The following is a 25242-nucleotide window of genomic DNA, read 5'->3' as shown; positions in this document are numbered from 1 at the left end:
TGTCACTCCTTACTGTGCTTTCTCCACACCGGGTCTGAAGCCGTACTGAGTTCTCTGTAAGTAAACTCTCTGAACCCATTCGACTGCTTCTGCGTCGGATCTGAACGGAACGTTGTCCACACGGTAGATGGTGGTTCTCTTGGCTAATTCTTCTTCGGACATGGGTTTGCCGAGGTTGACTTTTCTGTCGAGCGGAATTGCGACCTGGTCTTTGTCCATGATGATGACGTCGCCTTCGAGTCTTGCTCTGTCGAGCATGTCGAACATAACGCCGTCTTCCTGGAGACGGACAGAGTGACCGTGAACGGTTGCGCCGCGGAGGCTTGAGCGTGCCGGGCAGGTCATTTCGGTTTCGATCTGATCCTTTGCGACAAGTTCCATGTCTCTTTCACGTGCTTCGACGATCTGGCGACCGGAAAGTGTACCGGGGTCAACGCCTCTGAAGTTGATGGCTGCGTAGTAGGATCTGACGTACGGAACGGACGGTGCGTTGTACATAGAGTCAACGAACTGAACGTATCTGACACGGTCGCCTGCTTTTGCGCCGGGTGTGGGTTCGACCAATTCTCTGATCGGGCACGGCGGTTCTTCCATTTCCGCTAACGGCGGGTGGGTGCTCGGGTAGTCCTGACCGGGGGCGCGGTGGCCGAGGATTGCGGTCAAGTCTTCGTCGGAAATTTCTCTCAATTTTTCCACGTTGTGACCCATGTGTTTTCTTCTGTTTTCTGCAACAGAGGTTGTACCGGGATAATATTGTGCTTTGTATGCCATATTCTTAACTCCTTATTGGATTTGGCCTAATGTTTCCTTTACTTTAACGATAATCTCACTGAGTTTCTCACGTGACGCCGCGTCACCTCTGGTAACGCCGGTCACAATGTTCATGATAACACCATCGGAGAGCTGATCTTTCTCTTTCGGCTTAACATAGCGGGTTTTAATGCCTACTTTTGCGAAATCCTCGAAATCGACAAGCGCTTGTGTAATAATAACTGCAGGAATGTGCACGCCGCTGAAAATATCTCTGGCTTTTCTGACAAAGTGGTTTCTCACGTTACCGAAGTGTATGATTGCCATTTTGTGCATGTTGATTTGGTCAATTTCTTTCGGATCAATGCCGAAAGAGCCCATTGTTCCCGACTCGGGGTAGCCGGTACCGGCGTAAAGGACCAAAACGCCTGTTTGGATGTTTTCTCTGCGGATTGCGTATGTAATTTCACAAATCGGTTTTGTCACGTGTCTTCTTCCCGAACCCATCGCAACGACGACCACGTCAAGCTTTCCGGCTTGAGAAAGCGTTCCCGCTCTCGCGAGACTTCCGCCTTTTCCGTGGCTGATGCCGAGGCGGCAGTCAACGACTTGGGTGTTTCGATTGAAGTTCATCATGATTTTTACCTCTTTGAGCTGTACATTTGCAGTTTTTACAGTTATTCGCTGTCTTTTCCTTCTTTTTCAATGAAGACAATTTGATCAAGTTTTCCTTTCGGATCGGTCATTCCGAGCAGTCTTTCGTCGGGGTCGGGACCCATTTTAGCGTAGTCAACAACGGTTGAATATTTTTTGAAAAAGACGCCTTTGTAGAATTCAAAGGGGAAACTGAAAGTTTCGTCGCATATTTTCTTAATTTCATCAGCTGTTGCGTCGCTGTCGACTTCTACAAGAAGACGGCTTAAAGTGACGCGCATATTGACTTGCTGACCTTCCACCTCGATTGATTTCTTAAGCGGGTGGCTGACTGCTTCGCCTGTTCCCGGACCGTAGCCGACTTTGTCGGGCAGACGGGATCCTTGGACCATAACTCTGATAATACCGTCGCAATCGTAAATTCTTCCGAGAAGCTTTTCCGATGTCTCAGGACTTAAGATTCTCTGCGGGACAATTTCGATTTGAACTGTTTCTCCGCCTGCGGGTTCGCAGTTACATCCTGATTCAGTGGGACATGTCATAGTTTCATCAGACCTTCATCGTTGGTATTTAGAGGGCTCCTGCAACGGCTTTAATCGGTTCTCTGAACTCGTCCATTGTACCGAACACATCACCGATGAGCTGGGATGTGGATTCGATTGTGAACATCTGAGTTCCTGCGTCAAGTGACACTGCTGCTGCGACACAAGGAATTGCAAATCCTCTGGAGTGTCTTGTAACGACGTGGTTACCGTTGAAGATACCCGGTCCGCCGCCACCGTAGATTGAGTGACTGAAGAAGGAGAAACCGACGGATGCACCCTGAAGTTTACCGTAGTCACAGCCCGGAAGGCCTGTTTCTTTTTCGAGGATGTCGTTGAAGTAGAGCATTGTTGCTGCGACGTCCTGTGCTGCGCGTGATGCACCGCAGTTGACCATTGTAGCGGCGAGTGTACCTGCTGCTGCATATGCGTTCCACATTGCGACATCGTCTGCTTTGTAGAAGTTGTAGCCGGAGGGACCGGTTTTGTCAACGTGGATGATCTTGTCTTCGATGGCTCTGCCGACGAGGGACTCGATAACGGATCCGACTGTTCCTTCTTTGCCATTCTCTTTGACCATGTCGTAGACCATGTTGTTAGCGTTTAAGCCCTGGTAAGCAAGACCGAGGAGCTGGTGTCTTTCGAAGTCACCGATTGCGCCGCCCATTTCGAAGATACCGGTCTGTTCAAAGATTGAAGAGAGAGCGGCTGCGTTCATTGCGTTTCTTCTTGTAATGGCTGCAACGTGGTTGGATGTGATGTTTCTAAGTGAATAGCCGAGACCCTCATTGTTTTGGGGGATGTCGAGAATTCCTTTGATCGGGCTGCCGGCCATACCGACTGTGACCGGATAGCTGCCCCAGCAGGCTGCTTTAACGATCATGGAGTCGTACATGTCGGTGTTGTAAGCGTCAAGAATTGCCTGTGTCATTGCTGCTGCACTGACAGTCATGGAGGCGGTGGATTCTGCGCCGGCCAACAAACGGGATGTCGGGATCTGAATCAAAATCTGTTTTCCGCCGGCCAAGGATTTGACAACGGTGTCGTCGCCTTCATCGACTTGAACTAATTTTTGAACTGCGTCGACGATTGCGCCTGAGTTTTCAACCAAGTTGTACTCAAGTTTGCGTCCGAGAATTTGCTTTGCAGCGCCGCCCATTTTACCGGTTGCGAGTGATTTCTCGATACCGGCGAGGTTTACGGCAACTGAACGTTTGGTGTCCATAATGATTTTTTGGATCGCCTTGTTTTTGACCGGAGCAAGGTCTCTAATGTTGACATTGCTCTCTAAGAGTTGTCCTCTATCGCTGTAGATATCTACTGTGTCAGACACGGATATTATCCTCCTTATTATTTAAAATGAAATCGGGATGATAAAAAGTACGAACCGATGTATGAGCATGTTCGCTAAAATAGATCTATTACAAACTGCTCAATTTATCATTCCAATCAACTATCAAATTCGCAAATTTCGTACTTAAAGGTTTTGAGTTTACAATTTGCAAATGGTTTACAAATAAAAAAGAGCAGATAAGATAAGGGGTTGTTTTTAGCAAATGATAACATTTCAAAACAGATTCGTGTTATTTTGTCCGAAACAGGAAACAAAACGGAAAAATGGCCCGAAAAGGAATTTCTCAAATAAAATTTCTATCAAAAGGTTTTTAATGATTGTTCATGTATCATCGACCATAGCATAAATTTGTTTAAAAAGATTTAAAACGAAAATAAACTTGACAACACTGATTTGATTTTAATTTGATATTTTAATTTGATTTTAGATTGTGTTTTCTCATTCGTTTTTTACAAATTTTCTTTAATTCGGCTTCTTTTTCTTCGTTTTCTTCTTAAATTTTCATCATTTTATCATTATTTTTCATCGTTTCTTCATCATTTTTCATTTTCGTTTTCATTTTGATTCTCAGATTTTCTTTTAGAATTTTTACTTTGGAATTTTTACATTTATTTACATTTACATTGATTTTTTTTCAATTCTGAATCAAAGACAAACATCCGTTTTCGTGAAATTATTGAAACCCGAACGCCCGATAAAATCCTAAAAAATGTTTTAGATTTCATTGAAAAATCGGCGTTCCGTTTTTGAAAATATTGATAAAAAGTGATGTTTCAATTGAATTCGATTGTATGAAAAGACAAAGCACCGCCCCTCCAACGACGAGTTCGCGAGCGAAGCGAGTGAAGGAGGAGATGGAGATTCTAACAATGAGTCGACGAATTTACAGACTCCGATATCTATTATTTATGACACATTATTCCTATTATTTATGTCATATTCGATTGAAAAAATGAAAAGAAAAAATAAGAGTTGGCAGCGTTTTATTTAATTCGTCTTGGAAAGAATCCGCCAAGTCTCAATTCCCAACGCTATGCTACGGGAATCTCAACTTGCGGGGGCGGCATTTGGACTTTTCATTCATATATTATAAGAAACAAATATCCGTTTTATTTCAAAATTAAACAAATACGAACGCCGCTTTTTTTCAAAAATTCTTTATTATTTAGAGTTTTAACGGGCGTTCAGGTTTATAATAATTAAGAAAAAACGATGTTTATGTTTTTTGACAAAATCAATTGCATTCGGCGCCGACTGAGTGCCGTTCCTGCAACTGCCTTTTGCTGTCGGCCTGAACAAGCGGAACAGGCTGCAACTGTTTTTTACTGCTGCTCCTGCTGTTTGCACTGCCGCGCCGTTCGCTCGCGCGAGTCGCCCGATTTTTAAAAAACGATCAAAAAATGAACCCGCGTTTTAAAACAAAGAAAAAAATCGAAAACGAGACCAGTTTTTAAGTAAATAAGAGAGAATCAAAACGAACCTTCATTTTAATAACAAATAAATGAAAATTGCAAACCGAATCCTTATAATCAATAAAAAGAATATGACGACTCATGATTGTTTCCGTTAAAAAATCAGTGCCGAAAGGAGAGATTACGGCGCCGGCTTCAAAAAGTTATACGCATCGCGCCGTTTTGATCGCGTCTTTGGGAAAAAATGAAGTCAACCTTTCCCACCCGCTGCTCTCGGCAGACACAAAATCAACGATGGAAGCCTGTCGTCTTTTCGGAGCGAATGTTGAAGAAAAAACAGATCCGGAAACGGGTGAAACAATTATTGTTGTCAAAGGTTTTGACGGAAAACCAAAAAAACCCGAAAAAACGATTGATGTCGGAAATTCCGGAACGACATTGCGATTGATGACGGCGCTTGCAGGCGTTGTCGACGGCGAAGTTGTGCTGACGGGCGATGAGTCGATTCAAAAAAGACCGAATACGCCGCTTTTGAAAACGTTGAACGAAATGGGCGCCGAGGCTTATTCAATCAATGGAAATGATTGTGCGCCATTAGTTGTGAAAGGAAAAATTAAACCCGGCTCGGTTTCAATCGACGGCGGCATGAGTTCTCAATTTATTTCAGCGCTCCTTTTATCCTGTCCGCTTTTGGAAGGGGATTCAAAGATTTCGATTTACAATGATTTAAAATCAAAACCTTATGTTGACATCACTTTGGAAGTTGCTAAAAAAGCAGGCGTTAACATTGAAGAATATTTTAAACGGGAACTGATCCAAGAAGGGATTGAGGAGGACTACAGAGTATCTGAAGTACATGTTCTCATTTATTCGATTCCGGGAAATCAAAAATACGATCTCGGTGTATACAATCATGGCAACTACGCGATTCCCGGCGATTTTTCATCAGCATCATATTTATTGACAGCGGCCACGCTGATTCCGGGAGCGGAAATCATGATGAACGGTCTTTTTCCGTCGGCTCAAGGCGACAGCGCAATCGTTGAAATTTTGGAAAAAGCCGGCGCCGATATTTCGTGGGATAAAGAAAAAGGAATCATTCGTGTTTCAAATAAAGACGGCAGAAGACTGAAAGGGATTGTTTGGGACGCCGGAAAAACGCCGGATTTGGTCCCGACGCTTGCTGTTCTCGGCGCGTTTTCTGATGGTGAGATGAAAATTACAAACGCCGAGCATGTTCGTTTTAAAGAAACGGATCGCTTAAAAGCGATGACAGAAGAGCTGACAAAAATCGGCGCAGTTATTGAAGAAACCGCTGACGGTCTTATAATTTCGGGCGAAAAAAGCAAAGGACAAATGAAAGGCGCAGCCGTTCACGGTTGGGACGATCACAGAATCGTGATGTCACTTTTCATTGCCGGAATGATGATCGGCGACATGACAATTGATACAATTGAATCCGTTAAAATTTCATATCCGACTTTTTTTGAAGAAATGAAAAAAATCGGGGCTGTTTTTGAAAAATGAAATTTATTAATTAATTTAGTTATTTTTTTAATTAATTTTGTTATTTTTTAATTAATTTATTTATTTTTTAAATTTTTATCAGGATTTCCGAATCAGGAAATCCGCGTCTTTTTCATAATCTCTCCAAACATAATAAACATAAACAGCTACCGCGCTCAAAAAGATCAGCAAAACTAAATAGACTTGAGAACCGGCATCAGTTACGGCAGAAAAATCATCGGCGAAAGCTGTCAATAAAAAATCCTCGGCGCCGAGAGCGATACCGCAGAGTAAAATAAAAGTAAGGAAAAGACCGGAGAGCAGAACCAACAATTTATTTTTGATTTTGTTTTTCGTATTCATTGATAGCGAGGATGGTTTTAACAGTATTAAACTTTACTGAAAGAATAAATTAGAATGAAAAAATAAATTTATATTTTTTAGAAAGATACCGATTAAAAAGAATGGCAGAAATAATAAAACAAAAGCGCGGGACGAAATTGAAAATAAGATGAAAAACGGAGCAGTTCGCGCGCGGCGGCAGTGCAAACAATTACAAGCCGCGAGAACGCAGTAACATTAAAAGACAGTTGCAAGAAAATGCCTTGCAGGAGCCGTAACAGCAACTAAAAAACCGGCGATTTTAGAGTTTTTGTTTTGTATGGGAAGAATCCGTCAAGTCTCGTTTCCTCCGCTGCGCTCCGGAAACTTGAAACTGCGTTTCAAGTCCGGTTCGCCGCTTCGCGCCGCCCGGAACTCAAATTGCGAGGGCGGTTTTTGAAATTTCATTCAATCAAAACTCAATTGAAACATCGTCTTTATCAAAATAATTCAAAAACAGAACGCCTTCTTTTTTTCAAAGATTAAACATTTATTTAGGGTTTTATCGGGCGTTCAGGTTCAACGATTTTGAAAATCGGATGTTTAGGTTTCACCCAAAAATGAAATAAAAACGAAATCGGATTTGAAAATAAAATAAAAATGATGCAGCTCGCGCGCGGCGGCTGACCGGCAATAAAAGATGTAATTTTTATATGATTATCAAATTTTTATCATAATTTTCTTTTAACTTTTTTTAACTTTTTTAATTTTTATAACATTTCTTAAACTTTCATCAGCAAACCGGGAACAAAAATGACTCGAATCGGATTCATCGGCATGGGAAATATGGCAAAAGCCATCGTCAAAGGATTGATTTTAAAAGAAGCTGTGCTTCCTGACGACATTTCGGCGTATGCGCCGTCACAGAATAAATTGAAAAGTTTTGCCGAAGAAACGAGAATTATTCCATATCAGGATGTTGAAAAAATGATTGCGGACGCTGACATTATTGTTGCTGCCGTCAAACCGGATTTGATTGAAGAAGTTATTTCGCCGGTAAAAGACCTTTTGAAAAACAAAGTTTTGCTGTCGGTTGCCGCCGGCCGTGACTTTGATTATTATGAAAAACTCTTGGATTCAAGCACACGCCATCTTTATATTATGCCGAACACGCCGGTTCAAATCGGCGAAGGCATTTCGATTTTTGAACAAAACCATTCTTTGACCGATGACGAATTTGAAACGGTTGAAAAAATGTTTTCCGCAATCGGAATCGTTCAAATTCTTCCCGCGGATTTGATGGGAATCGGCGGAACGATCGGCGGCTGTACGCCTGCTTTTTTTGCGATGATCATTGAAGCGATTGCCGACGGCGGCGTTCTGCACGGTCTGCCGCGGGATGCAGCGCTCAGGCTCGCGAGTCAGGCGCTTGCCGGCACGGGAAAAATGCAGCTTGAGACGGGGCAGCATCCGGGAGAAATGAAAGATGCGGTCTGCTCTCCCGGCGGACTGACAATTCAAGGCGTTGAGTCGCTTGAAAAAGACGGCATCAGAGCCGCTTTGATTCGCGCGGTTGACGCTTCCGTGAAGAAATGAATTAAAACATTTCACGGCGACATATCATTTTTATATCAACAAGGATTTGTTAGCGATATTACAACTATTAAATAAAAACAATTGAGGTAAACTAAAAATGTCACAATGCCCGATTCTTCCGGATGTTCAGGCAAATCGCCCGGCCGTTCCGATTAATCTGACGCGCGTCGGCGTAACCGATGTCAAAAAACTGATTGAAATCAAAAGGGAAAACAAAAGACCGATTATTCTGATGTCGTCTTTTGATATTTTTGTTGACTTGCCGTCTGACAGAAAAGGCGCCAACTTGTCCCGAAATTTTGAAGCGATTGAAGAAATTTTAACCAACATTTCTCAATCCCCCGTTTATGAAATTGAGAATTTGTGCGGCGATATTGCCGAAAATTTGATCGGTCGCCACGAATATGCTTCCCGCGCGGAAGTTCGCATGAAAAGCGAATACATGATCCGCCGAAAATCGCCCGCAACAGGCGTTGACTGCCAGCAATTTGTTGACATTTTCGCCGACGCCGTTGCCGAAAGAACGGAAGGCACAAATGCGGTTCAGATCAAAAAACTTATCGGCGCCGAGGTTATGGGAATGACGGCATGCCCCTGCGCTCAGTCGATGATGCAGGAAGAAGCCGAAAACAAGCTCAAGGAACTCGGCCTCGCGGATGAAAAAATCGCCGAATTCTTCAAAGATATTCCGATGGCAACGCACAACCAGCGCGGCCGCGGCATTATTTCGATTCAAACTTTGGATACGACAGGCGTTCGCCTTGAAAATATCATTGAAATTATCGAAGCGTCCATGAGCTCCAACGTTTACGAAATTCTGAAGCGCGCCGACGAAAAAAGAGTCGTTGAAGAAGCCCATCAAAATCCGAAATTCGTTGAAGACTGCGTTCGAACGATGGCGAAAAAGGTTGTTGACACATTCCCGCAGCTCCCCGATGACGCGATTATCACGATCAAGCAAATCAATGAAGAAAGCATTCATAAACACAATGCTTTTGCCGAGCGCGTTGCCAAAATCGGCGACATTCGTTCGGAAATTAATAACGGGTGAATTGTCATCCGTTTCTTTTTATTTTTTGTTTGTTCATTTTTGATTTTGTTTTAAAAACGAGACAGTCTGTTTGAATTAATTTTTTGTAAAAACGAATTGTCAGTTTGATTGATTTTTGAAAAGCGGAGCTGTTACGCGCGCGGGCGAAGCCAAAAAGTGGCGAAAAAAATCGCTTCGCGATTTTTCATAAACACCTCCCTCCAACTGCAAACAAACACCTCCCTCCAACTGCAAACAAACACCACCCTCCAACTGCAAACAAACACCACCCTCCAACTGCAAACAAACACCACACTCCAACTGCAAACCGGCGAAGCCTGAAAAATTGCGAAACAATTTTTAATAAACACCTCCCTCCCCCCCGCCTATGAAAAATTGTGAGCGCCGCCGCAGGCGGCGCGAACAATTTTTTACAAAAACTTTTAATCCTTTGACACATTCAATTAAAATATGGCAGAGCTCAAAGTTTCTGATATCCGCGGCCGTGAAATGAAAGTCGGCGATTATGTCAAATACATCAACACGGGAACCGTCGGCGAAATTACTGAAATTATGGAAGACGACGAAGGCATTTGGGCATTTTTGGATTCTACCGAGCTCTATTACAAAATCGAACTTTTGGAACTCACGGACGAAATCGTGAAAGAGAAAGCCAAGCGCAGAGATTTGGAATCGGATATTGAAGAAAAAATCCGTATGCGCGAAGAAGCCATCGAATCTCTTCAAAATGTTGAAAGCCGCGACGCGCCCGGCGGCGCAGGATAATTTCAAATTATTCCACTGTCACATTTTATTTTTTAATCAAACTCATTTCAATTATTCGTGAATTTTAACGCAGTCGCTGCCGCCCGCGCGAGCCGCACAAATTTTAAAAAATAATCAGAAAATGGAATCGAATTTAAAAAAGAATCAAAACGGACAGACGTATTTTAAAAACAAATCAAAAACCAATCACTATTTCATTTCATATTCTGCAATTCATGACGCTCTTTCATAATGCATTTGCCGCCGCGTCTGCCGCCGATCGGATTGCTCGGACATCCCAAAGAATTCATACAGCGCGCCATCACCGCCGCCCCGCGCGCAAGCCCGTCTTCGGCAAAAATCAATTTCGTCTCAGGCGCTGTAATTATGTTTCGTTCCTTTAATTTTTGAAGAATCAATTCCTTTTTTCGCCCCGTTGTGCCGGCGCGCCCTGTAATTCCGATCAAATCTTCTTCAACCAAAAGACCTTCATTTCGAATGCATTCGATCAGCAAAACCGCAATCTCAGACATCATTTCATCCGCAAGAAATGAAACTGCATTTATTCCGCCGATTTCATAAATTTGATTTCCGATGACTGAAATCTTTTCAAAATCCGAGCCGTTTTCGCCGACATCGCAGCCGAAAAGAATCAAATCCGCTTCTTTTGCCGCCGCCATATTTACGGGAAACGGGCCGAAACAGTCTCTGCCGTCCGGAACTCTTGTCACGTGAACGGATTTCATAATCTCAATTTTTGCGCTTTCAATTTCTTTCAAAATTGATTCAGAGAAAACATATTCGCCTCTCTCATTTTCCGATTCATTATTCGGCAGAATAAATTCATAAATGCTTTTTTTATTCGAATCAATATTCTGAACCAGCGCATCGGCAACGGCGCCCGCGTAGCCGCAGAAATTTGCAATCGTTTTGGCATACGGTCGGCTGCCGTCCGCGATTCTTCCGGAAAGCGTCGTTCCCATATCAATTGCAATACACGGATTTCGAAGGTCGGTTCCGCTGTGTTTTCCGGCTTCTTTAACGCCGGCAAGCGCGAGTTCGCCTTCCATTTCATTCGAAACGATTCCTTCGCCCGGACCCGCCGGCGGACGAACACCCGCAACGGCGCCGTCGAAATAAACATTATCCAAATAAGAATAAGACTTCAATTTATCCGGCAGATTGTCAAGACTCAAATAACCGGTCATTTTCCGCGGCGGGAAACCGACCATTAAACAGCCTTCCGCAAGCGCTAAAATAATCATTTCCAATTGCTCGCCCGAAGCTGTTGTCACGCCTGTTGAGCGAACGACAAAATGAACGTCATCGACCGTCAGATTTTTTTCAAAAAGCGACTGACGAATCGTATCTCTGACGAGTTCGGCCAGCGTTTCTTTTGTCAGCGCTGTTCCGCCGAGCGTTTTTCCGAAAACATTTGATTCATTTGTTGGTTTTTGAATTTCACGCGTCAAACGAACGTGTTTTCCGATAACTTCAGTGATTCCCGTTTTCAAATCCGTTGACGTCAAGATGCATTTTGTTGTCGTATTGCCCGCTTCGACAGATGCCACTATGAAAGAAGAATCAGTAATATTCAATCGATTCATATTGAATTTTTTCCCGAGAAATCGGCTTCCTGCAAATTCATGTTCCGCGGACATAGTATTCATTTCCGGTTTCGTTTGAAAAAATCTTTATGCTTTATAATATATTCTGTTTGAAGTGAGATTAATTTAAAAATTAAATTAAATTAAATTAAATTAAAAATTAATTTGGATTGATTTAAAAATTATTTAATAAATAATCCAAAAGTCGGAAATTTCCCGATTTATTAATTCTATTAATAATCGTGACAATAATTTATGCATACAGATAATTTTTTATTCAATAACTGATACAATTTTCAATATCATAAAACTTTAATATCATAAAACACGCTCAAAACCCGTGTGAATTTAAAATAATCGCATGAGGGGTAAATCAATGATTCAAAAAGATGAAACGAAAGAACTTGCTTGGGTCGCTCGAATTGCCGTTGAAGACAAAGACATTCCCGAGTATCAAGACAAAATCAATAAAAAATTAGATTATTATGCCGTCATCGCGGACGCATCCGTCGACGGCGTTAAAAAGACTGTCAACCCGTCCCGATTGAACACGGTTCTTCGAAAAGATGTCGTCGTCCCCTCCATGAGTGTTGAAGACGCCCTCAAAAACGCGCCGGAGGTCTATGAAACATCCTTCAAGATCCCGAAAATCTTGTAAATACCGCAAAAATACAGAGGGAAAATATGACAAAAGATATTGCAGCATTTAAAGCGGCAGATGATAAAGCCGCAGCCGAAAGTCTTGATAAGATCAAAAAAGACAATTCGGGCATTTTTATGACAGTTTGCGAAGGCGCCAAATCCGCGGGAACAGGTCCGCTTGCGGGCGTCCCGATTGCGCTTTCCGACAACATTTCAACCAAAGACATCGAAACGACATGCGCTTCTAAAATTATGAAAGGCTACGTTCCGCCGTTTTCCGGCAAAGCCGCGGAAGATTTAGAAAAAGCGGGTGCCGTTATTGTCGGCAAAACCAACATGACTGAATTCGGAATTCTCGGCGCGGCAAGCACAATCGGCCCCGTCAAAAATCCGCACGACCAAAACCGGAAAGGCGGCCCGAGCGGATCGGCAGCGGCCATTGCGGCAGGCATCGTTCCGGCAGCCGTTTGCTCCGATGCGGGCGGCCTCCTGCGCGTCTCCGCGTCTTTTTGCGGAACAACTGCGTTTAAACCCAGCTACGGCGCGATTTCAAGATTCGGTTTGATTTACTATACAGGATCGCTTGACCAGATCGGCGTGACAGCAGCAAGTATTTCCGATGTCGTCACCGTCACGGAAATTCTTTCCGGAAACGACAAGCGCGACACGACTTCTCTTCCCGATAAAATCAATTATACGGAAAAAATCAAATCCGGCGACAAACCGCTTGACGGATTTAAAATCGGAATCCCCGAAGAATTTTTAGAAGGCGTGAGCGCCGACGTGATGAAAACATTTGAAGAAGCCGTTTCGACTTTTGAAAAACTCGGCGCGACTTGCCAAAAGTTTTCATTGAAAACGGCAAAATACATGCAAGCCGTTCACGATATTATTGCAGCGGGCGAGAGTTCCGCAATGCTTGCCAAGTACGACGGCACTCGATTCGGCCCGCGCGTTGAAGCGGACAATTGGCACGAAATGATCGCCGGCACAAGAGCGCTGTTCGGTCCGGTCGTCCGCCGCAGAATCATGCTCGGCATTCGCCTGCTCATGGCAGCGCAGTACAACGATTATTACATGAAATCCATGCAGACAAGAACGCTCATCATTGATGAATTTGAATCTGTTTTCAAAGAATACGACCTTTTGATTTCACCGACGACAAAGGACGTTGCGCCTGTTATCGACGGCGCTTGCAGCGGCGGATGCGATGAAGAATTCAGCGCTTATTCGGCAGCGATTGCAGGTGTCGACTTGGCGGGGCTTCCTGCGGCAGCCGTTCCCTGCGGTTTTGTCGGTGATTTGCCTACAAGTCTTCAAATTGTCGGCGGTTACTTAAAAGACGCGAATGTGATTGCGGCGGCCGAGGCGTTTGAAAAGGCGACTGATTTTGTAAAATTCCCGGAGGCGAAATAATGGTTTACGAAAACCCCGACGGTGTCATGGTCGGTTTGGAAGTTCACGTTCAGCTTAACAAGGCGAACACGAAAATGTTCTGCAGCTGCACATCGAATTATACGGATGAAGGCGCAAACACTTGCCTTTGCCCGGGCTGTTTGGCGCTTCCCGGAACGACGCCTGTTTTGAATGAAAAGTCCGTTGATTACGCGATTAAAATCGGTCTTGCGCTCAATGCCGAAATCGAAAATGAAAACGATTTCTTCATGAAGAGTTATTTCTATCCCGACCTCGGCAACGGTTATCAGGTCACTCAGTTTGACAAGCCGATCGTCAAAGACGGCTATATCGTGATTGAAGGCGAAGACGGCGAATTAAAAGTCCGCATCAGACGCGCTCACATGGAAGACGACCCCGGTAAAATGGCGCACTTCGGATCAATTGACAAATCCACCGGCAGTATTATCGACTTTAACAGATCGGGTATGCCGCTCGTTGAAATTGTGTCAGATCCGGATATGAGATCGGCTAAAGAAGCCCGCCGTTTCTTGGATAAGCTTCGAAGTATTTTGGAATATTTGGATGTCTTTGACGGCTCTCGCGAAGGCGCGATGAAGGCGGACGCAAATATTTCTGTGAATATTTTCAACGGCAAAAAGATTGAAGGAACGCGTGTTGAAGTGAAAAATATTTCTTCGCACAAAGCGGTTGAGAAGGCGATCAATTATGAAATCATGCGCCAGAAGGATTTTCTCAGGAAAAACAAGCCCTTGATTCAGGAAACCCGTCACTATGATGAAGACAGAAACGTCACGATCAGTCTTCGTGCAAAGGAGACGGCAGACGATTACCGTTATTTCCCCGACTTTGATTTGGTGCCGATGATTGTCGGCGACCGCGTTGACGGGATTCGCGCAACGATGCCGGAACTGCCCGACGCCAAACGTGAACGCTTTGTGAGAGATTACGGCATTTCCGATGCGCACGCCAAGAGTTTGGTGACGGAGCGCGCTTTTGCAGACTTGTTTGAAAGTGTTGCCGCAAAGGCGGACGCGAAACTCGCCGCATCCTGGACGGCTGACATCGTAAAGGGCGAACTCAACTACCGCGATATGCCTGTCACGTCAATCAGTGCCGATGATATTCTTGCCGTGATTGAAATGGTTTCAAAGAAAGAAATCAGTGAAGAAAGCGGTGTTATTGTGATTCGTACGCTTCTTGATGAAGGCGGCAAGCCGGCTGACATTGTGAAAGCGAAAGGTTTGGCAATGGTTGCCGATGATTTCATCGCGACAGCTGCCAAAGAAGCCATCGCGGAAAGCCCTGATGCTGTTGCCGACTACAAAGCGGGAACGGAAAAAGCGCTTAACTTTATCGTCGGAAAAGTCATGCAGAAAGCCAAAGGAAAAGCGGATGCGAGACTGGCGCGCGAAATGGTTTTAAAAGAACTTGAAAAAATGTAAATTCAAATATGTGAAATGTAAAGAATCGGATTCAATTCCGATTCAATTCTCTTTTTTGGGCGCCGCCGCCGCGCGAGCTGCATCATTTTTATTTTGGTTTTCAAACCTGACCCTCATTTTTTATTTCATTTTTGGATAAACCCAAACATCCAATTTTCAAAATCTATGAACCTGAACGCCCGATAAAATCCTAAATAAATGAATATTTGAATTAAAAACAGGCGTTCAACTCTTTTTTTAGATTGAAGAAAAATGATGTTTCAATTAGAAAAAGTAAATGAAATTTTAAAAACCGCCACCGCAAGTTAAGTTTCCGAAGCGTAAGCGGAGGAAACGAGACTTGGCGGATTCTTTCCCGTACGAAACGAGAAATCAAAAACAATTTTCTTTTTTAGCTGTTTTCGGTGCCTGCCAAGCCTGCAAGTCTGTAACTGTCTTTAGCTGCTGTCAGCTTCCGGCCGAGCCTGCTCGTCTGCAACTGTCTTTAAATGTTGCTGCTGCGAGGCGGTCTCTGCTTCCGCGTGCATCTGCTCATTTTAATCATAATCCGTTCGCTTCGCGAACGTGCCGCCGCGACCTTACTGTTTCTGTTGCCGCTGCAGTTGCCGTCTGCACTGCCGCCCGCCGCGCGCGAACTGCTTCATTTTTCATAAAATATTTAAAATTCGTCCCGCAGTTTTATTTCATATTTCAACAAAACCGTGACCATGCATTTGATTTCAGAATCGAAGCGGCAAATATCAAAAAAATCAATTCATTAAAAAAATGTGTGAAAAGAGAAAAAAGATTAACGACAAAGCGTTAAAAAACTTATGACAAAGCATTGAATGCTTTGCCGATAAGATAAAAATAACAAATGTTAAAATTAAATTTCGTCGATCTTTTCGATCTTGACTTTCTCAACAAAGGGTTTGTTGATTTTTGCGGGCATCCATGCCGGTCTGTTCTTGGGTGCGTCGACGATTTCTTTCCATGCTTTGAAAACGTGGACTTTCTTGGTTCCTCTTTCTCTGAGCATGATTGTCTCGGGCTTTTTCTTTGAGCCTGCACCGCGGTTTGCGACCTTCAAGGCTGCCTGTCTGGGCTGTTTGCCGGTAAAGACACCGGATTCGTTACCATTTTTGTCTCTTAAAACAAAGTTTCTTGTTTCTGCCATCTTAATCACCTTTGCAATACTATACGATATTGCTAAGAACCAATTGTAGAAGCTCATATAAATACTTTATTGAAAAGAATGATTCGATGTATAGTGTTTTGACGAAAAAATAATGAGCATTTCAAAGCCAAGCTAATTTTATACATAAGTACCGAATATATTTCAAAAATCCGCGATTTGCAATGCCTTCCGAAATCGTTTTTTGAAAAACAGAAAGGCTGAGAAGATTTATTGATTTCAAGAGGAAGCAAAGTAAAGCAAAAAATAGATTTTAAAAAACAATACGAAGAGACATTCATGAAAAAAGAACGATTGTAAAAGAGCCGTTTCGTGAATTGTCGATAATTTCTAAAAAATTTAAGACACATTAAAACACATATAAACACATATTTTAAGAAATATCAAAACGTTTAATATGTCAAATACATTAGGGCACATAAATAGAACAAAAATATAAAATTTTTAAAAATATAAAATTTCGCAGGGAACAAAATGGCACTTAAATTTGAAGATGTTTTGATCGAATCACTGCCTTACATTCGTGATTTTTCAGAATCGACAATGGTGATAAAAGTCGGCGGCAACGCGATGCTGAACGCCGAAAAAGACACAGCGATCATGGAAAAAATCATTCAGGACATTGTTTTGCTTCATTATGTCGGCATCAACCCGATTGTGATTCACGGCGGCGGTCCCGAAATCAATGAAAAAATGGAAAAAATGGGAAAGCAGCCGAAATTCATCGGCGGACTCCGCGTCACCGATGACGATACGCTTGAAATCGCGATGATGGTTTTGGTCGGCAACATCAATACAAAAATGGTCTCCCTGATCAACAAACACGGCGGAAAAGGCGTCGGTTTAAACGGAATAGATGCAAATTTAATTGTCGCCGCTAAAAAGAAAAATCAAAAAGTCATCGTCGACGGCAACGAAGAAGATGTTGACATCGGATGGGTCGGCGAAACCGAAATCATCAACCCGCGCCTGTTAAAAATGATGATGGAAAACAATTATATTCCGGTCATCTCCCCCGTCGCCGTTGATAAAAACGGCCACATGCTCAACATCAATGCAGACACAGTTGCGGGCGACATCGCAGCCGCGCTCGGCGCCAAAAAACTCATCATGATGACCGACATTTCCGGCGTTCTGCGCGATGTAAACGATAAAGAAAGCCGCATTTCAAAAATCAAGCTTTCCGAAATCGATGATCTTGTCAAAGAGGAAGTCATCACAGGCGGAATGATTCCGAAAATCAAAGGCGCGGAAGTCGCTGTTCGAAGCGGTGTTGAAAGCGTTCATATCATCAACGGCAGCACGCCTCATTCGTTATTGCTTGAGCTTTTCACCGATACCGGTGTCGGCACGATGATTTTTGATGAAGAGGAATGAATGATATATACATTCCGATTTTTTCAAAATGACATCTTATAAATAGTTGAAAAAACATTACACAGTGTTGCAGAAATGAGATTTTAAATTAAATCTCATGACCTTTGGAGGATTTTTAATGGAATATCTGAATAATAAATTTGAAAATAAATACAAATTATTCAAAATACCTGAAGAAAAAATACCCGCCAACATACCCAAACGATTTGAAATATTCACATTAATGAAAAAAATAGATGTGAAGTATGCTACCAAAACTGATTCTCAAAAGAAAGAATCCTAATTTTTATTTTAAACAAGAAGGAAGGAAAACAACTCATTCTTCCGTATAATATTTTTCAATAAACTTGGCATCGCTGTTTTCATTATCTTTAATGCGGACCGTCAAATATTCTTTTCTTTCAGCCGGCGCTGAATATGCCGTGAAAATTTCGGGAATTTCTTTTTTCAATTTGGCCGAATTCAATTTCAAATAAGAAGCGCTTTCAAAATATCTGACAAACGTATCGTGCGCCGAATAAGAAGTCAATCCGAGTGATTTAAAAATTTGAAGAAGTTCTTCCTTTTTCTCTTTTTCATATGCTTCCGCTTTTTCTTTTTGCTCTTTTGCCGCTTTGACTTCGGCAATTTTTCCGGATAAAATCAATTTGTCCGCATCTGATAATTGAGAGAAAGTTTCCATTAAATCACTCGCGATTAAAAAATTAAAAATTAAAAATTAAAAATTAAAAATTAAAAATTAAAAAATTAAATTTTGAACTCGATTCAATTTTGACCGAGTTCTTTGACAAGTCTTGCAATGTCGGTTCCGACTTCAGAACATTTGGCGCTGCCGCCCATGTCAACCGTATTGACTTTCTTTTCAAGAATGTTTTTCTCAATGGCTTTAACGATTGTATCCGCCGCTTCTTTTTCGCCGAGCGTTTCAATCAAAAGCGCGCCGGCCCAGATTGTCGCGAGCGGATTGGCGCGGTCCATGCCTTTGTATTTCGGAGCAGAACCGTGAATCGGTTCAAACATGCTTGTGCCGTTCGGATTGATGTTGCCGCCGGGCGCAAGGCCGAGGCCGCCCTGAATCATCGCGCCGAGGTCGGTGATGATGTCGCCGAACATATTCGGTGTGACGACGACGTCAAAGAATTCCGGATTTTTAACAAACCACATCGTAACGGCATCGACGTAATTGAAATCGGTTTCGACTTTGGGATAATTTTTGCCGACTTCTTCAAATGTTTCTCTCCAGAAACCGTAAATGTCGGACAAAACATTTGCTTTGTCAACGGAAGACAAATGGTTGTTGCGCTTTGCCGCCAAATCGTAGGAATATTCCATCACGCGCTTCGTGCCTTCTTTTGAAATCATGCCGATCTGATAAGCGATTTCTTCGCTGTCGGTTTCGATATCAAGCCCGAATTTCGCGGAATAAAGATCGCGCTGCACTTCAAGCAAATCTTTTTTCTGCCCTTTCTTTGCGCGTCCGCCGATTCCGATGTAGAAGTCTTCCGTGTTTTCGCGGACGACAACAAAGTCGATGTCTTTGGCGGTTTTGCCTTTCAGAGGGGTTTCAACGCCTTCGAGCAATTTGATCGGGCGGAGATTGATGTATTCGTCAAAAGCGAAGCGGAGCTTGAGAAGAATGCCTTTTTCCAAAATGCCGGGCTGAAGTCTCGGGTCGCCGAGCGCGCCGAGGTAAATGGCTTTGTAGCCGCCGAGCTCTTTGATTGTTTCATCCGACACCAATTCGCCCGTTTCCAAATAATGGTCGGCACCGTGCGGGAATTCGATCCAGTCAACGTCAAAGCCGAAAACTTCTCCGGCAGCGTCAAGCACTTTTTGTCCTTCCCGAACGATTTCGGGACCGATTCCGTCACCGCCGATGACCGGCACTTTGTATTGAGTCATTTTTATGTTCTCCTGTATTGGTTTATTTTTGAATCATTTTGTTTTATTTTTGAATTATATTGGTTTATTTTTGAATCGTTTTGTTTTGTTGTGTTTTAATTTGTTTTGTGTTTTAGTTTGTTTTGTTTTAATTTGTTTTACTTGGATTTTATAATTTACAAATTTTACAATTTTAGATATATTACAATTTTTAAATTATTGTAAATTCGAAAGGAATAAAATGATTTTAAAATAAAAATCATATAAAAATGAAAGAAAACGAAATTCAACTGCGATTGGATTGAATTTCAAATAAATTCCGACGCCCGCGCAAATTACAGATTTTTTTGCGTGTGCTTAATTAACCCGCCGTCATCTACAATCTGTAATAAAAAGTCCGGGAACGGCACGGTTTTGTATTCTTCGTTTTTAGTTAAGTTTTTAACAATTCCCGCGCCGAGGTCGACTTCTAAAATGTCGCCGTCGCTGATGCGGTCCGTTTCCGCACACTCGACGAGCGGTAAACCGACATTAATGGAATTGCGGTAAAAAATGCGTGCGAATGATTTCGCAATGACACAGCTGACTTGAGAGCCGATGAGCGCGAGCGGCGCGTGTTCGCGTGAGGAACCGCATCCGAAGTTGCTGCCGCCGACGACAATGTCGCCCGGCTGAACCTGCTTCACGAAGTCAGGGCGGACGCCGCAGAAGGTGTAGTGCGACAATTCCTCCGGCGTGTTAAGAATCAGGTAGGTGCCCGGAATAACAGCGTCGGTGTCAACGTCGTCGCCGAATTTGAAGGCCTTTCCCTTATAAGATTTATTTTCCATGATATTCACTTCAATGAATTCAGTTTTAATACATTCTTTGGAAAAACCAGATTGTTTATTAATCTTCCGTCGGATTTCGGCAAACCGAAAAATCAAAATTCATAAATAACTCAAAATAAGCCATAAATATAACTGATTTCCATTGTTTATTCATTGAAAATCATGAAAAATCATTCAAAAGATGAGTTAAATAAAATCAAACAAAAAAATCAAACAAAAAAATCAAACAAAAAAAATCAAACAAAAAAAATCAAACAAAAAAAAATCAAACAAAATAAAATCAAACAAAAAAAATCATTCAAAATAAAATCAAAACAAAATAAAATCAAACAAGATGAGATTCTGAAAATGAAATGGGATGCCAAACAGTATTTGAAATTTGAAAAAGAGCGTACACAGCCCGCCGTCGATTTGATCAATCGATTGACCTTAAAAAATCCGAAAAGAATATTAGACATCGGATGCGGCCCGGGAAACAGCACGCGGCTCATAAAAGACAAATATCCCGAAGCGTACGTTCTGGGAATCGACAAATCCCCCGAGATGATCGAAACTGCAAAAACAGATAATCCTGACATTGATTTTTTAATCGCCGATGCCGGAGAAGAATTGGAAAAAACCGGCAGCGGGTATGACATTGTTTTATCCAGCGCCGCGATACAATGGATTCCGAATCACAAAGAGCTGATGGTAAAAATGCTGTCTCTTCTCAATCCCGGCGGAATGCTTGCCGTTCAGGTGCCGCTGACAGATAAAATGCCGATGTATCAAAAAATCATGCCCGACTTGCTTGCATCGCCCGAATGGGGAAACGAATTCGCGGTCAAACGGTTTTTCCATACGCTTGAAGCCGAACAATATTACGATTTGTTTTCCGAAATCTCATCAGATTTCACGATGTGGGAGACGGTTTATTATCACAGGATGGATTCTTGTGAAAACATTATGGAATGGTACAGAGGAACGGGACTGCGACCGTATTTGGAGCAGCTGACACTTGAAAAAGCCGAACTGTTTGAAAAAGAAATTTGTAATCAATTGGATGAATATTATTCAAAACAAATAGACGGAGCAATAATTTTGAAATTTCCGAGATTGTTTTTCACGGTGAAATCCGATGAGATTTCTGAAAATAAATCATAAGAGACGATATGAAAATGACAAGCATGAAAATGACAATCAAGGACAAGGAAAAAGCATTGGAAACTTTCTTTAAAAATCATAAAAAAATATTGATCGCTTTCTCGGGCGGCGCGGACAGCTCGCTCCTTGCCGCTGCCGGCGCGGCTGCCGCCGAACACGCTGCCGACACTGACTCAATTATCCTTGCCGTCACGGTAAAAACAGAACTCATCTCAGATGCTGAAATTGAAAATGCGCGTTCTGTTGCCGATGAAATCGGAATCAGTCATTTGATTATCGGAAAAAAAATGTTAAACATTCCCGAAATCGAAAACAATCAAAAAGACCGCTGCTACGCTTGTAAAAAGGAATTGCTGACAACGCTTATGGAATACGCGGCTGAAAACGATTATGAAGCCGTTCTTGAAGGAACAAACTTTTCGGATAAATTAATGAGCGATGCCGGAACAGTTCCACGCCCCGGTTTTTCATTCATTTTAGAGCAAAAAGAAATTCAAAGCAAATTAAGCAAAGCAAATTACAGCGGACCGATTTTGATAACGCCGCTTTTAGATTTTGAAATTACAAAAGAAGACGTTCGAGAAATGCTGAAACGAAAGAAAATATCAACCGCGAATAAACCTTCAATGTCCTGTTTGGCAACGCGATTTTCATATGAAACTAAATTAGATCCGGCTCTTTTGAAAACGATTGACGCCGCCGAAAAAATGACGAAAGAAATCGGCGCAAAACAAATCCGAATCCGCGTTCATACGGATTCTGCCGGCAGAAATATCGCCAGAATTGAAGTCGGAGCCGATGAAGGGAAGTTTTTCTTTGACAAAAAAAATCAAAAAGCAGTCAGCGATATGATTTCATTTTTGAAACAAAACGGCTTTTCCTACGTGACCGCCGATTTGGAAGGATTCAGAAGCGGAAGCATGGATATTTGAACATGTTGAGTAATAATTGAATGGGTGGCAAAGTGACTGAGAAGAAAGAAGATAAAAATGTCATCATACGCCTCGCCGAAAAAACGGATGCGACGGCAATTGAAATCATTTTATCGACTTATTTTTTAGATCGTGATGACATTCCCCATAACCGTTTTTTTGTTGCCGAAATGAACAGGAAAGTAATCGGCTGCGCCGTTTTTGAAAAATTGAAATCTCAAAAAGAGAACTTTTGGTTTTATGAGATTCATACGATCGCCGTGATGCCGTCTTACAAAGGAAAAGGATACGGCAAACTTCTTTTAGACAGACTTTTATCGGAAATTAAAGAATTGATTTCAAACGAATCAATTTCGAAAGATGAAAAGATTTCAAGAATTGTTTTGACGAGGACGACGGCACCGAATTTTTTCATTCACGAAGGATTTGAAAAAGCCGATATTGAAAAAACAAAATATTGGAATGAATGCGTCCAATGCGATAAGATTGAAATATGTTCTCAAACAGTGCTTACCAAAGAAATTTAAAAACGAGATTCAATCAACGGAATCGAAATAATAAAACAAACATCGAGAGGAACAATTATGCTGACAATGGGAATCGTCAATATGTATGACAAAATCAAAATCGTAGACGCGCACTACCGCGCAATTGCAAGAGCGGCACCGATCTGCTACGCTTACGGCTTTTCTCTCGCGCTTTTTGACTTTCCGTTCAAAATGGACAAGGATGAACTCGTCGAATTCGTAATGGATAAAACCACAATCGGTGAATCCGGAAAATATTTGGATTTGCTCAATAAAGAACACCATTTGTTTGTCTCAGACCTTCCGCCGAAAGGTTTTCCCGCGCATTTCGGCTCGGTCGTGACGACAACTTCCAAACCGTATCCGCAAAAAGTGCTGACGCCGCTTGATGTCGCCGCCGGGAATATGCGCAAAAAATCGTATATGTTTTTGGTCGGCCTTGGCAGGAAAGGTCTTCCCAAAGATCTTTTTGAACGCGCCGAATATCATTTGGATATTACGACGAAAGGCATTTCATTAGAAACATGCACGGCAATCGGCGCGATTCCGACACAAATCAATGCTTTGACTTTTGCGCTGGAACAGAGACAGAAAAAATCGGAATCGGATTATGAGAAATATTGAAATTTGAAATAATGTTGAAATTGAAATAATGTTGAAATTGAAATAATGTTGAAACTTGAAATAATGTTGAAATTGAAATAATGTTGAAATTTGAAATATGTTGAAATTTGAAATAATGTTGAATTGGAATAATATTGAAATAAAAGAATCATCAAAAATCAGGTCGGAAAAATCATGCTTCAAGACATAAAACCGCATACGATTCGAAATGAATATCAAAACAAAAAGCCGGAAGATTCTGATTTTGTACTCATTTTTTGGAATGATTTCGTATATCTGAAAAACGGCGTTTTAGATGAAGCTGATAAATCCGACAAATCAAGTCTTAAAATTCCAAGTCTTAAGATTCCGAAATTTGATGATTTCTTGAAAATATTCCCGAAAATTAAAGATGACGCAAGATACATTTTTTCAATTGACGAAAAATCCTGTTTTCTTGTAAATTTGGAAACAGAAATTATAGCAGGAAAAATTGAAGACATGAAACTTCAAAGACTTCGAAACGTTCTCGGCTCCGAACCGGAAGTTTTGGATTTTGCCTGCGCAACCGCATTTCATCTCTCGAAATGGTACAAAACACATCAGTTCTGCAGCTGCTGCGGGAAAAAAATGAAACATGAAGAAGACGAGCGCGCGCTTTATTGTCCTCGCTGTGATTTCGTCGAATATCCGAAAATTGCGCCTGTGGTGATTGTCGGCGTCAGAGACGATGAAGAACTTCTTTTGGTGAAAAATGTCGGAGCAGCTGAATCCGGATACAAAAATTACGCGCTTGTTGCAGGCTTTGTTGAAATCGGTGAAACTTTAGAAGAAACCGTTCGCCGCGAAATGATGGAAGAAGTCGGGATTCGTGTTAAAAATATAACATATTACAAAAGTCAGCCGTGGGCATTTTCCGAATCCTTGCTTGCCGGATTTTTCGCGGATTTGGACGGAGATAAAACCATTCATTTGGATGAAAATGAATTATCGGAAGCGATATGGGTTTCCCGAAATGAAATTCCTGCGCCTGACTCGGTAATGAGTTTGACAGGAGATATGATTGAAGCTTTCCGAACGGGAAAAATAGAATGATGGTTAAGACAGATTGAAAACGACATCAGGGCCATTTTCGCGGCGTCAGGAAAATGTTCACAGCTAACGAAAACAGATTATTAGAAATAAATTATTAAAAACAAGTCATTAAAAAATGATTAAAAACAGAACAAAAAAGAAAAAACGAGATAAGAAATTCGTTTGAATTTCCTCGTTATTCCGAAAAAACACATTATAAGCGTCAAAGCGCTGTGACAAGCCATGCCAGCCCGAATATCGAAGCGAGCATGAATAATCTTGCGATTGTGATTTTTGTTTGATTGATTGTGCCGGGCGCGCCGAAAGACGCTTTTTCGATTGTAGTTTTATTTACAGTTTCTTTTGTACTGATGTTCTGCATTGACTGCATACTCTCATATCCTTTTGAGATAAAATGTCCCATATTCTTTTGAGATTTTTCATCACTGATTTAAAGATAATACAATAAATTTCATTGATTTATTGCAATATTTAATCGGTTTTGAATCTATATATAGCTTGCTTCATTCATTTTTTGATTGAAAATGCAATCAATTGACATTCCGACAAAACTTGTTTTTACAAAAAATCCGGCACTGGCGGAACGAAAATAAAGTGCATGCGGCTTAAAGGAATGCAAGCGGCCCAAACGAAATGTTGC

Annotated in this window: 29 protein-coding genes; 16 read left to right on the top strand and 13 right to left on the bottom strand. The window is 42.0% G+C overall.

The genetic code is table 11. The features are described 5' to 3' along the window. Positions 1-9: 9 nt before the first annotated feature. From mcrG to mcrB, 4 genes are read right to left on the bottom strand one after another with little or no spacing between them, the layout of a single operon-like run. Positions 10-771, bottom strand: coding sequence for a coenzyme-B sulfoethylthiotransferase subunit gamma (gene mcrG / locus MmiHf6_RS07535; RefSeq protein ID WP_316557183.1), 762 nt, complete (start codon positions 769-771; stop codon positions 10-12). A gap of 12 nt (positions 772-783) precedes the next feature. Continuing rightward, a complete protein-coding gene (gene mcrC, locus MmiHf6_RS07530; RefSeq protein WP_316558659.1) occupies positions 784-1383 on the bottom strand; it encodes a methyl-coenzyme M reductase I operon protein C in 600 nt (199 codons plus the stop codon). 44 nt (positions 1384-1427) lie between these two features. Continuing rightward, on the bottom strand, positions 1428-1946 hold the full coding sequence (gene mcrD / locus MmiHf6_RS07525; RefSeq protein ID WP_316557182.1) for a methyl-coenzyme M reductase operon protein D: 519 nt from the start codon (positions 1944-1946) through the stop codon (positions 1428-1430). Positions 1947-1974: 28 nt separating this feature from the next. Further along, complete coding sequence (mcrB, locus tag MmiHf6_RS07520) at positions 1975-3279, bottom strand: coenzyme-B sulfoethylthiotransferase subunit beta (RefSeq protein WP_316557181.1); 1305 nt, start codon at positions 3277-3279, stop codon at positions 1975-1977. Positions 3280-4512: 1233 nt separating this feature from the next. On the opposite strand from mcrB, the gene MmiHf6_RS07515 reads away from it, so the two are divergent. Continuing rightward, positions 4513-4686, top strand: a complete 174-nt coding sequence (locus MmiHf6_RS07515; RefSeq protein ID WP_316557180.1) for a hypothetical protein — start codon at positions 4513-4515, stop codon at positions 4684-4686. 191 nt (positions 4687-4877) lie between these two features. Further along, positions 4878-6239 (top strand): 3-phosphoshikimate 1-carboxyvinyltransferase, encoded by a 1362-nt coding sequence (gene aroA / locus MmiHf6_RS07510; protein WP_316557179.1) that lies wholly within the window; start codon positions 4878-4880, stop codon positions 6237-6239. A 78-nt stretch (positions 6240-6317) separates the two neighbouring features. On the opposite strand, the gene MmiHf6_RS07505 is transcribed toward aroA, so the two are convergent. Further along, positions 6318-6548, bottom strand: a complete 231-nt coding sequence (locus MmiHf6_RS07505) for a hypothetical protein (RefSeq protein WP_316557178.1) — start codon at positions 6546-6548, stop codon at positions 6318-6320. 125 nt (positions 6549-6673) lie between these two features. Then, the gene (locus tag MmiHf6_RS07500; RefSeq protein ID WP_316557177.1) at positions 6674-6844 is read right to left on the bottom strand and encodes a hypothetical protein; all 171 of its coding nucleotides are present in this window, start codon (positions 6842-6844) and stop codon (positions 6674-6676) included. 508 nt (positions 6845-7352) lie between these two features. Between MmiHf6_RS07500 and proC the strand changes: the two genes are divergently transcribed. Then, complete coding sequence (gene proC / locus MmiHf6_RS07495) at positions 7353-8135, top strand: pyrroline-5-carboxylate reductase (protein WP_316557176.1); 783 nt, start codon at positions 7353-7355, stop codon at positions 8133-8135. 97 nt (positions 8136-8232) lie between these two features. Further along, positions 8233-9186 (top strand): GTP cyclohydrolase MptA, encoded by a 954-nt coding sequence (gene mptA / locus MmiHf6_RS07490; protein WP_316557175.1) that lies wholly within the window; start codon positions 8233-8235, stop codon positions 9184-9186. Between the two features lie 131 nt (positions 9187-9317). Here the strand turns inward: mptA and MmiHf6_RS07485 are convergent, their stop codons facing one another. Next, positions 9318-9536: a hypothetical protein gene (locus MmiHf6_RS07485; RefSeq protein WP_316557174.1), complete on the bottom strand. Its 219-nt coding sequence runs from the start codon at positions 9534-9536 to the stop codon at positions 9318-9320. Positions 9537-9636: 100 nt separating this feature from the next. Between MmiHf6_RS07485 and MmiHf6_RS07480 the strand changes: the two genes are divergently transcribed. Next, entirely contained in the window at positions 9637-9951 is a 315-nt protein-coding gene (locus tag MmiHf6_RS07480; protein WP_316557173.1) for a DUF2098 domain-containing protein, read from the top strand. Between the two features lie 194 nt (positions 9952-10145). On the opposite strand, the gene MmiHf6_RS07475 is transcribed toward MmiHf6_RS07480, so the two are convergent. Beyond that, complete coding sequence (locus MmiHf6_RS07475; protein ID WP_316557172.1) at positions 10146-11591, bottom strand: methanogenesis marker 14 protein; 1446 nt, start codon at positions 11589-11591, stop codon at positions 10146-10148. A 322-nt stretch (positions 11592-11913) separates the two neighbouring features. Here MmiHf6_RS07475 and gatC point away from each other — a divergent pair, with 322 nt between their 5' ends. The 4 genes from gatC to MmiHf6_RS07455 all read left to right on the top strand — a co-directional run bounded on the left by gatC (position 11914) and on the right by MmiHf6_RS07455 (position 15845). Further along, positions 11914-12195 carry an Asp-tRNA(Asn)/Glu-tRNA(Gln) amidotransferase subunit GatC gene (gatC, locus tag MmiHf6_RS07470; protein ID WP_316557171.1) on the top strand — a complete coding sequence of 94 codons (282 nt, stop codon included), beginning with the start codon at positions 11914-11916 and terminating at the stop codon, positions 12193-12195. 26 nt (positions 12196-12221) lie between these two features. Further along, the gene (locus MmiHf6_RS07465) at positions 12222-13595 is read left to right on the top strand and encodes an amidase family protein (RefSeq protein WP_316557170.1); all 1374 of its coding nucleotides are present in this window, start codon (positions 12222-12224) and stop codon (positions 13593-13595) included. Then, positions 13595-15040: an Asp-tRNA(Asn)/Glu-tRNA(Gln) amidotransferase subunit GatB gene (gatB, locus tag MmiHf6_RS07460; protein WP_316557169.1), complete on the top strand. Its 1446-nt coding sequence runs from the start codon at positions 13595-13597 to the stop codon at positions 15038-15040. The genes MmiHf6_RS07465 and gatB overlap by 1 nt, the downstream gene beginning before the upstream one ends. Before the next feature lie 340 nt (positions 15041-15380). Further along, the gene (locus tag MmiHf6_RS07455; RefSeq protein ID WP_316557168.1) at positions 15381-15845 is read left to right on the top strand and encodes a hypothetical protein; all 465 of its coding nucleotides are present in this window, start codon (positions 15381-15383) and stop codon (positions 15843-15845) included. Positions 15846-15905: 60 nt separating this feature from the next. On the opposite strand, the gene MmiHf6_RS07450 is transcribed toward MmiHf6_RS07455, so the two are convergent. Continuing rightward, positions 15906-16196 carry a non-histone chromosomal MC1 family protein gene (locus MmiHf6_RS07450; RefSeq protein WP_316557167.1) on the bottom strand — a complete coding sequence of 97 codons (291 nt, stop codon included), beginning with the start codon at positions 16194-16196 and terminating at the stop codon, positions 15906-15908. 492 nt (positions 16197-16688) lie between these two features. Between MmiHf6_RS07450 and argB the strand changes: the two genes are divergently transcribed. After that, entirely contained in the window at positions 16689-17591 is a 903-nt protein-coding gene (argB, locus tag MmiHf6_RS07445; protein WP_316557166.1) for an acetylglutamate kinase, read from the top strand. A gap of 118 nt (positions 17592-17709) precedes the next feature. After that, entirely contained in the window at positions 17710-17874 is a 165-nt protein-coding gene (locus MmiHf6_RS07440) for a hypothetical protein (RefSeq protein ID WP_316557165.1), read from the top strand. A 33-nt stretch (positions 17875-17907) separates the two neighbouring features. Here the strand turns inward: MmiHf6_RS07440 and MmiHf6_RS07435 are convergent, their stop codons facing one another. From MmiHf6_RS07435 to MmiHf6_RS07425, 3 genes are all read right to left on the bottom strand, one after another. Then, the gene (locus MmiHf6_RS07435) at positions 17908-18273 is read right to left on the bottom strand and encodes a hypothetical protein (protein ID WP_316557164.1); all 366 of its coding nucleotides are present in this window, start codon (positions 18271-18273) and stop codon (positions 17908-17910) included. A gap of 83 nt (positions 18274-18356) precedes the next feature. Continuing rightward, entirely contained in the window at positions 18357-19493 is a 1137-nt protein-coding gene (locus MmiHf6_RS07430) for an isocitrate/isopropylmalate dehydrogenase family protein (RefSeq protein ID WP_316557163.1), read from the bottom strand. A 314-nt stretch (positions 19494-19807) separates the two neighbouring features. Continuing rightward, on the bottom strand, positions 19808-20302 hold the full coding sequence (locus tag MmiHf6_RS07425; RefSeq protein WP_316557162.1) for a 3-isopropylmalate dehydratase small subunit: 495 nt from the start codon (positions 20300-20302) through the stop codon (positions 19808-19810). A 348-nt stretch (positions 20303-20650) separates the two neighbouring features. Here MmiHf6_RS07425 and MmiHf6_RS07420 point away from each other — a divergent pair, with 348 nt between their 5' ends. The 5 genes from MmiHf6_RS07420 (at position 20651) to nudC (ending at position 24602) form a co-directional block, all read left to right on the top strand. Beyond that, positions 20651-21445, top strand: coding sequence for a methyltransferase domain-containing protein (locus tag MmiHf6_RS07420; RefSeq protein ID WP_316557161.1), 795 nt, complete (start codon positions 20651-20653; stop codon positions 21443-21445). Between the two features lie 14 nt (positions 21446-21459). Continuing rightward, entirely contained in the window at positions 21460-22377 is a 918-nt protein-coding gene (gene larE, locus MmiHf6_RS07415; RefSeq protein ID WP_316557160.1) for an ATP-dependent sacrificial sulfur transferase LarE, read from the top strand. A 32-nt stretch (positions 22378-22409) separates the two neighbouring features. After that, positions 22410-22904, top strand: a complete 495-nt coding sequence (locus MmiHf6_RS07410; RefSeq protein WP_316557159.1) for a GNAT family N-acetyltransferase — start codon at positions 22410-22412, stop codon at positions 22902-22904. Positions 22905-22961: 57 nt separating this feature from the next. Then, positions 22962-23528 (top strand): DUF531 domain-containing protein, encoded by a 567-nt coding sequence (locus MmiHf6_RS07405; protein WP_316557158.1) that lies wholly within the window; start codon positions 22962-22964, stop codon positions 23526-23528. Between the two features lie 174 nt (positions 23529-23702). Then, a complete protein-coding gene (gene nudC / locus MmiHf6_RS07400; RefSeq protein WP_316557157.1) occupies positions 23703-24602 on the top strand; it encodes an NAD(+) diphosphatase in 900 nt (299 codons plus the stop codon). A gap of 202 nt (positions 24603-24804) precedes the next feature. On the opposite strand, the gene MmiHf6_RS07395 is transcribed toward nudC, so the two are convergent. After that, complete coding sequence (locus MmiHf6_RS07395; RefSeq protein WP_316557156.1) at positions 24805-24972, bottom strand: hypothetical protein; 168 nt, start codon at positions 24970-24972, stop codon at positions 24805-24807. Between the last annotated feature and the right edge of the window lie 270 nt (positions 24973-25242).

The sequence above is a fragment of the Methanimicrococcus hongohii genome (assembly GCF_032594095.1).
In the GTDB taxonomy this organism is placed as follows: domain Archaea; phylum Halobacteriota; class Methanosarcinia; order Methanosarcinales; family Methanosarcinaceae; genus Methanimicrococcus; species Methanimicrococcus hongohii.
This window is presented reverse-complemented; position numbering and strand designations above follow the sequence as displayed.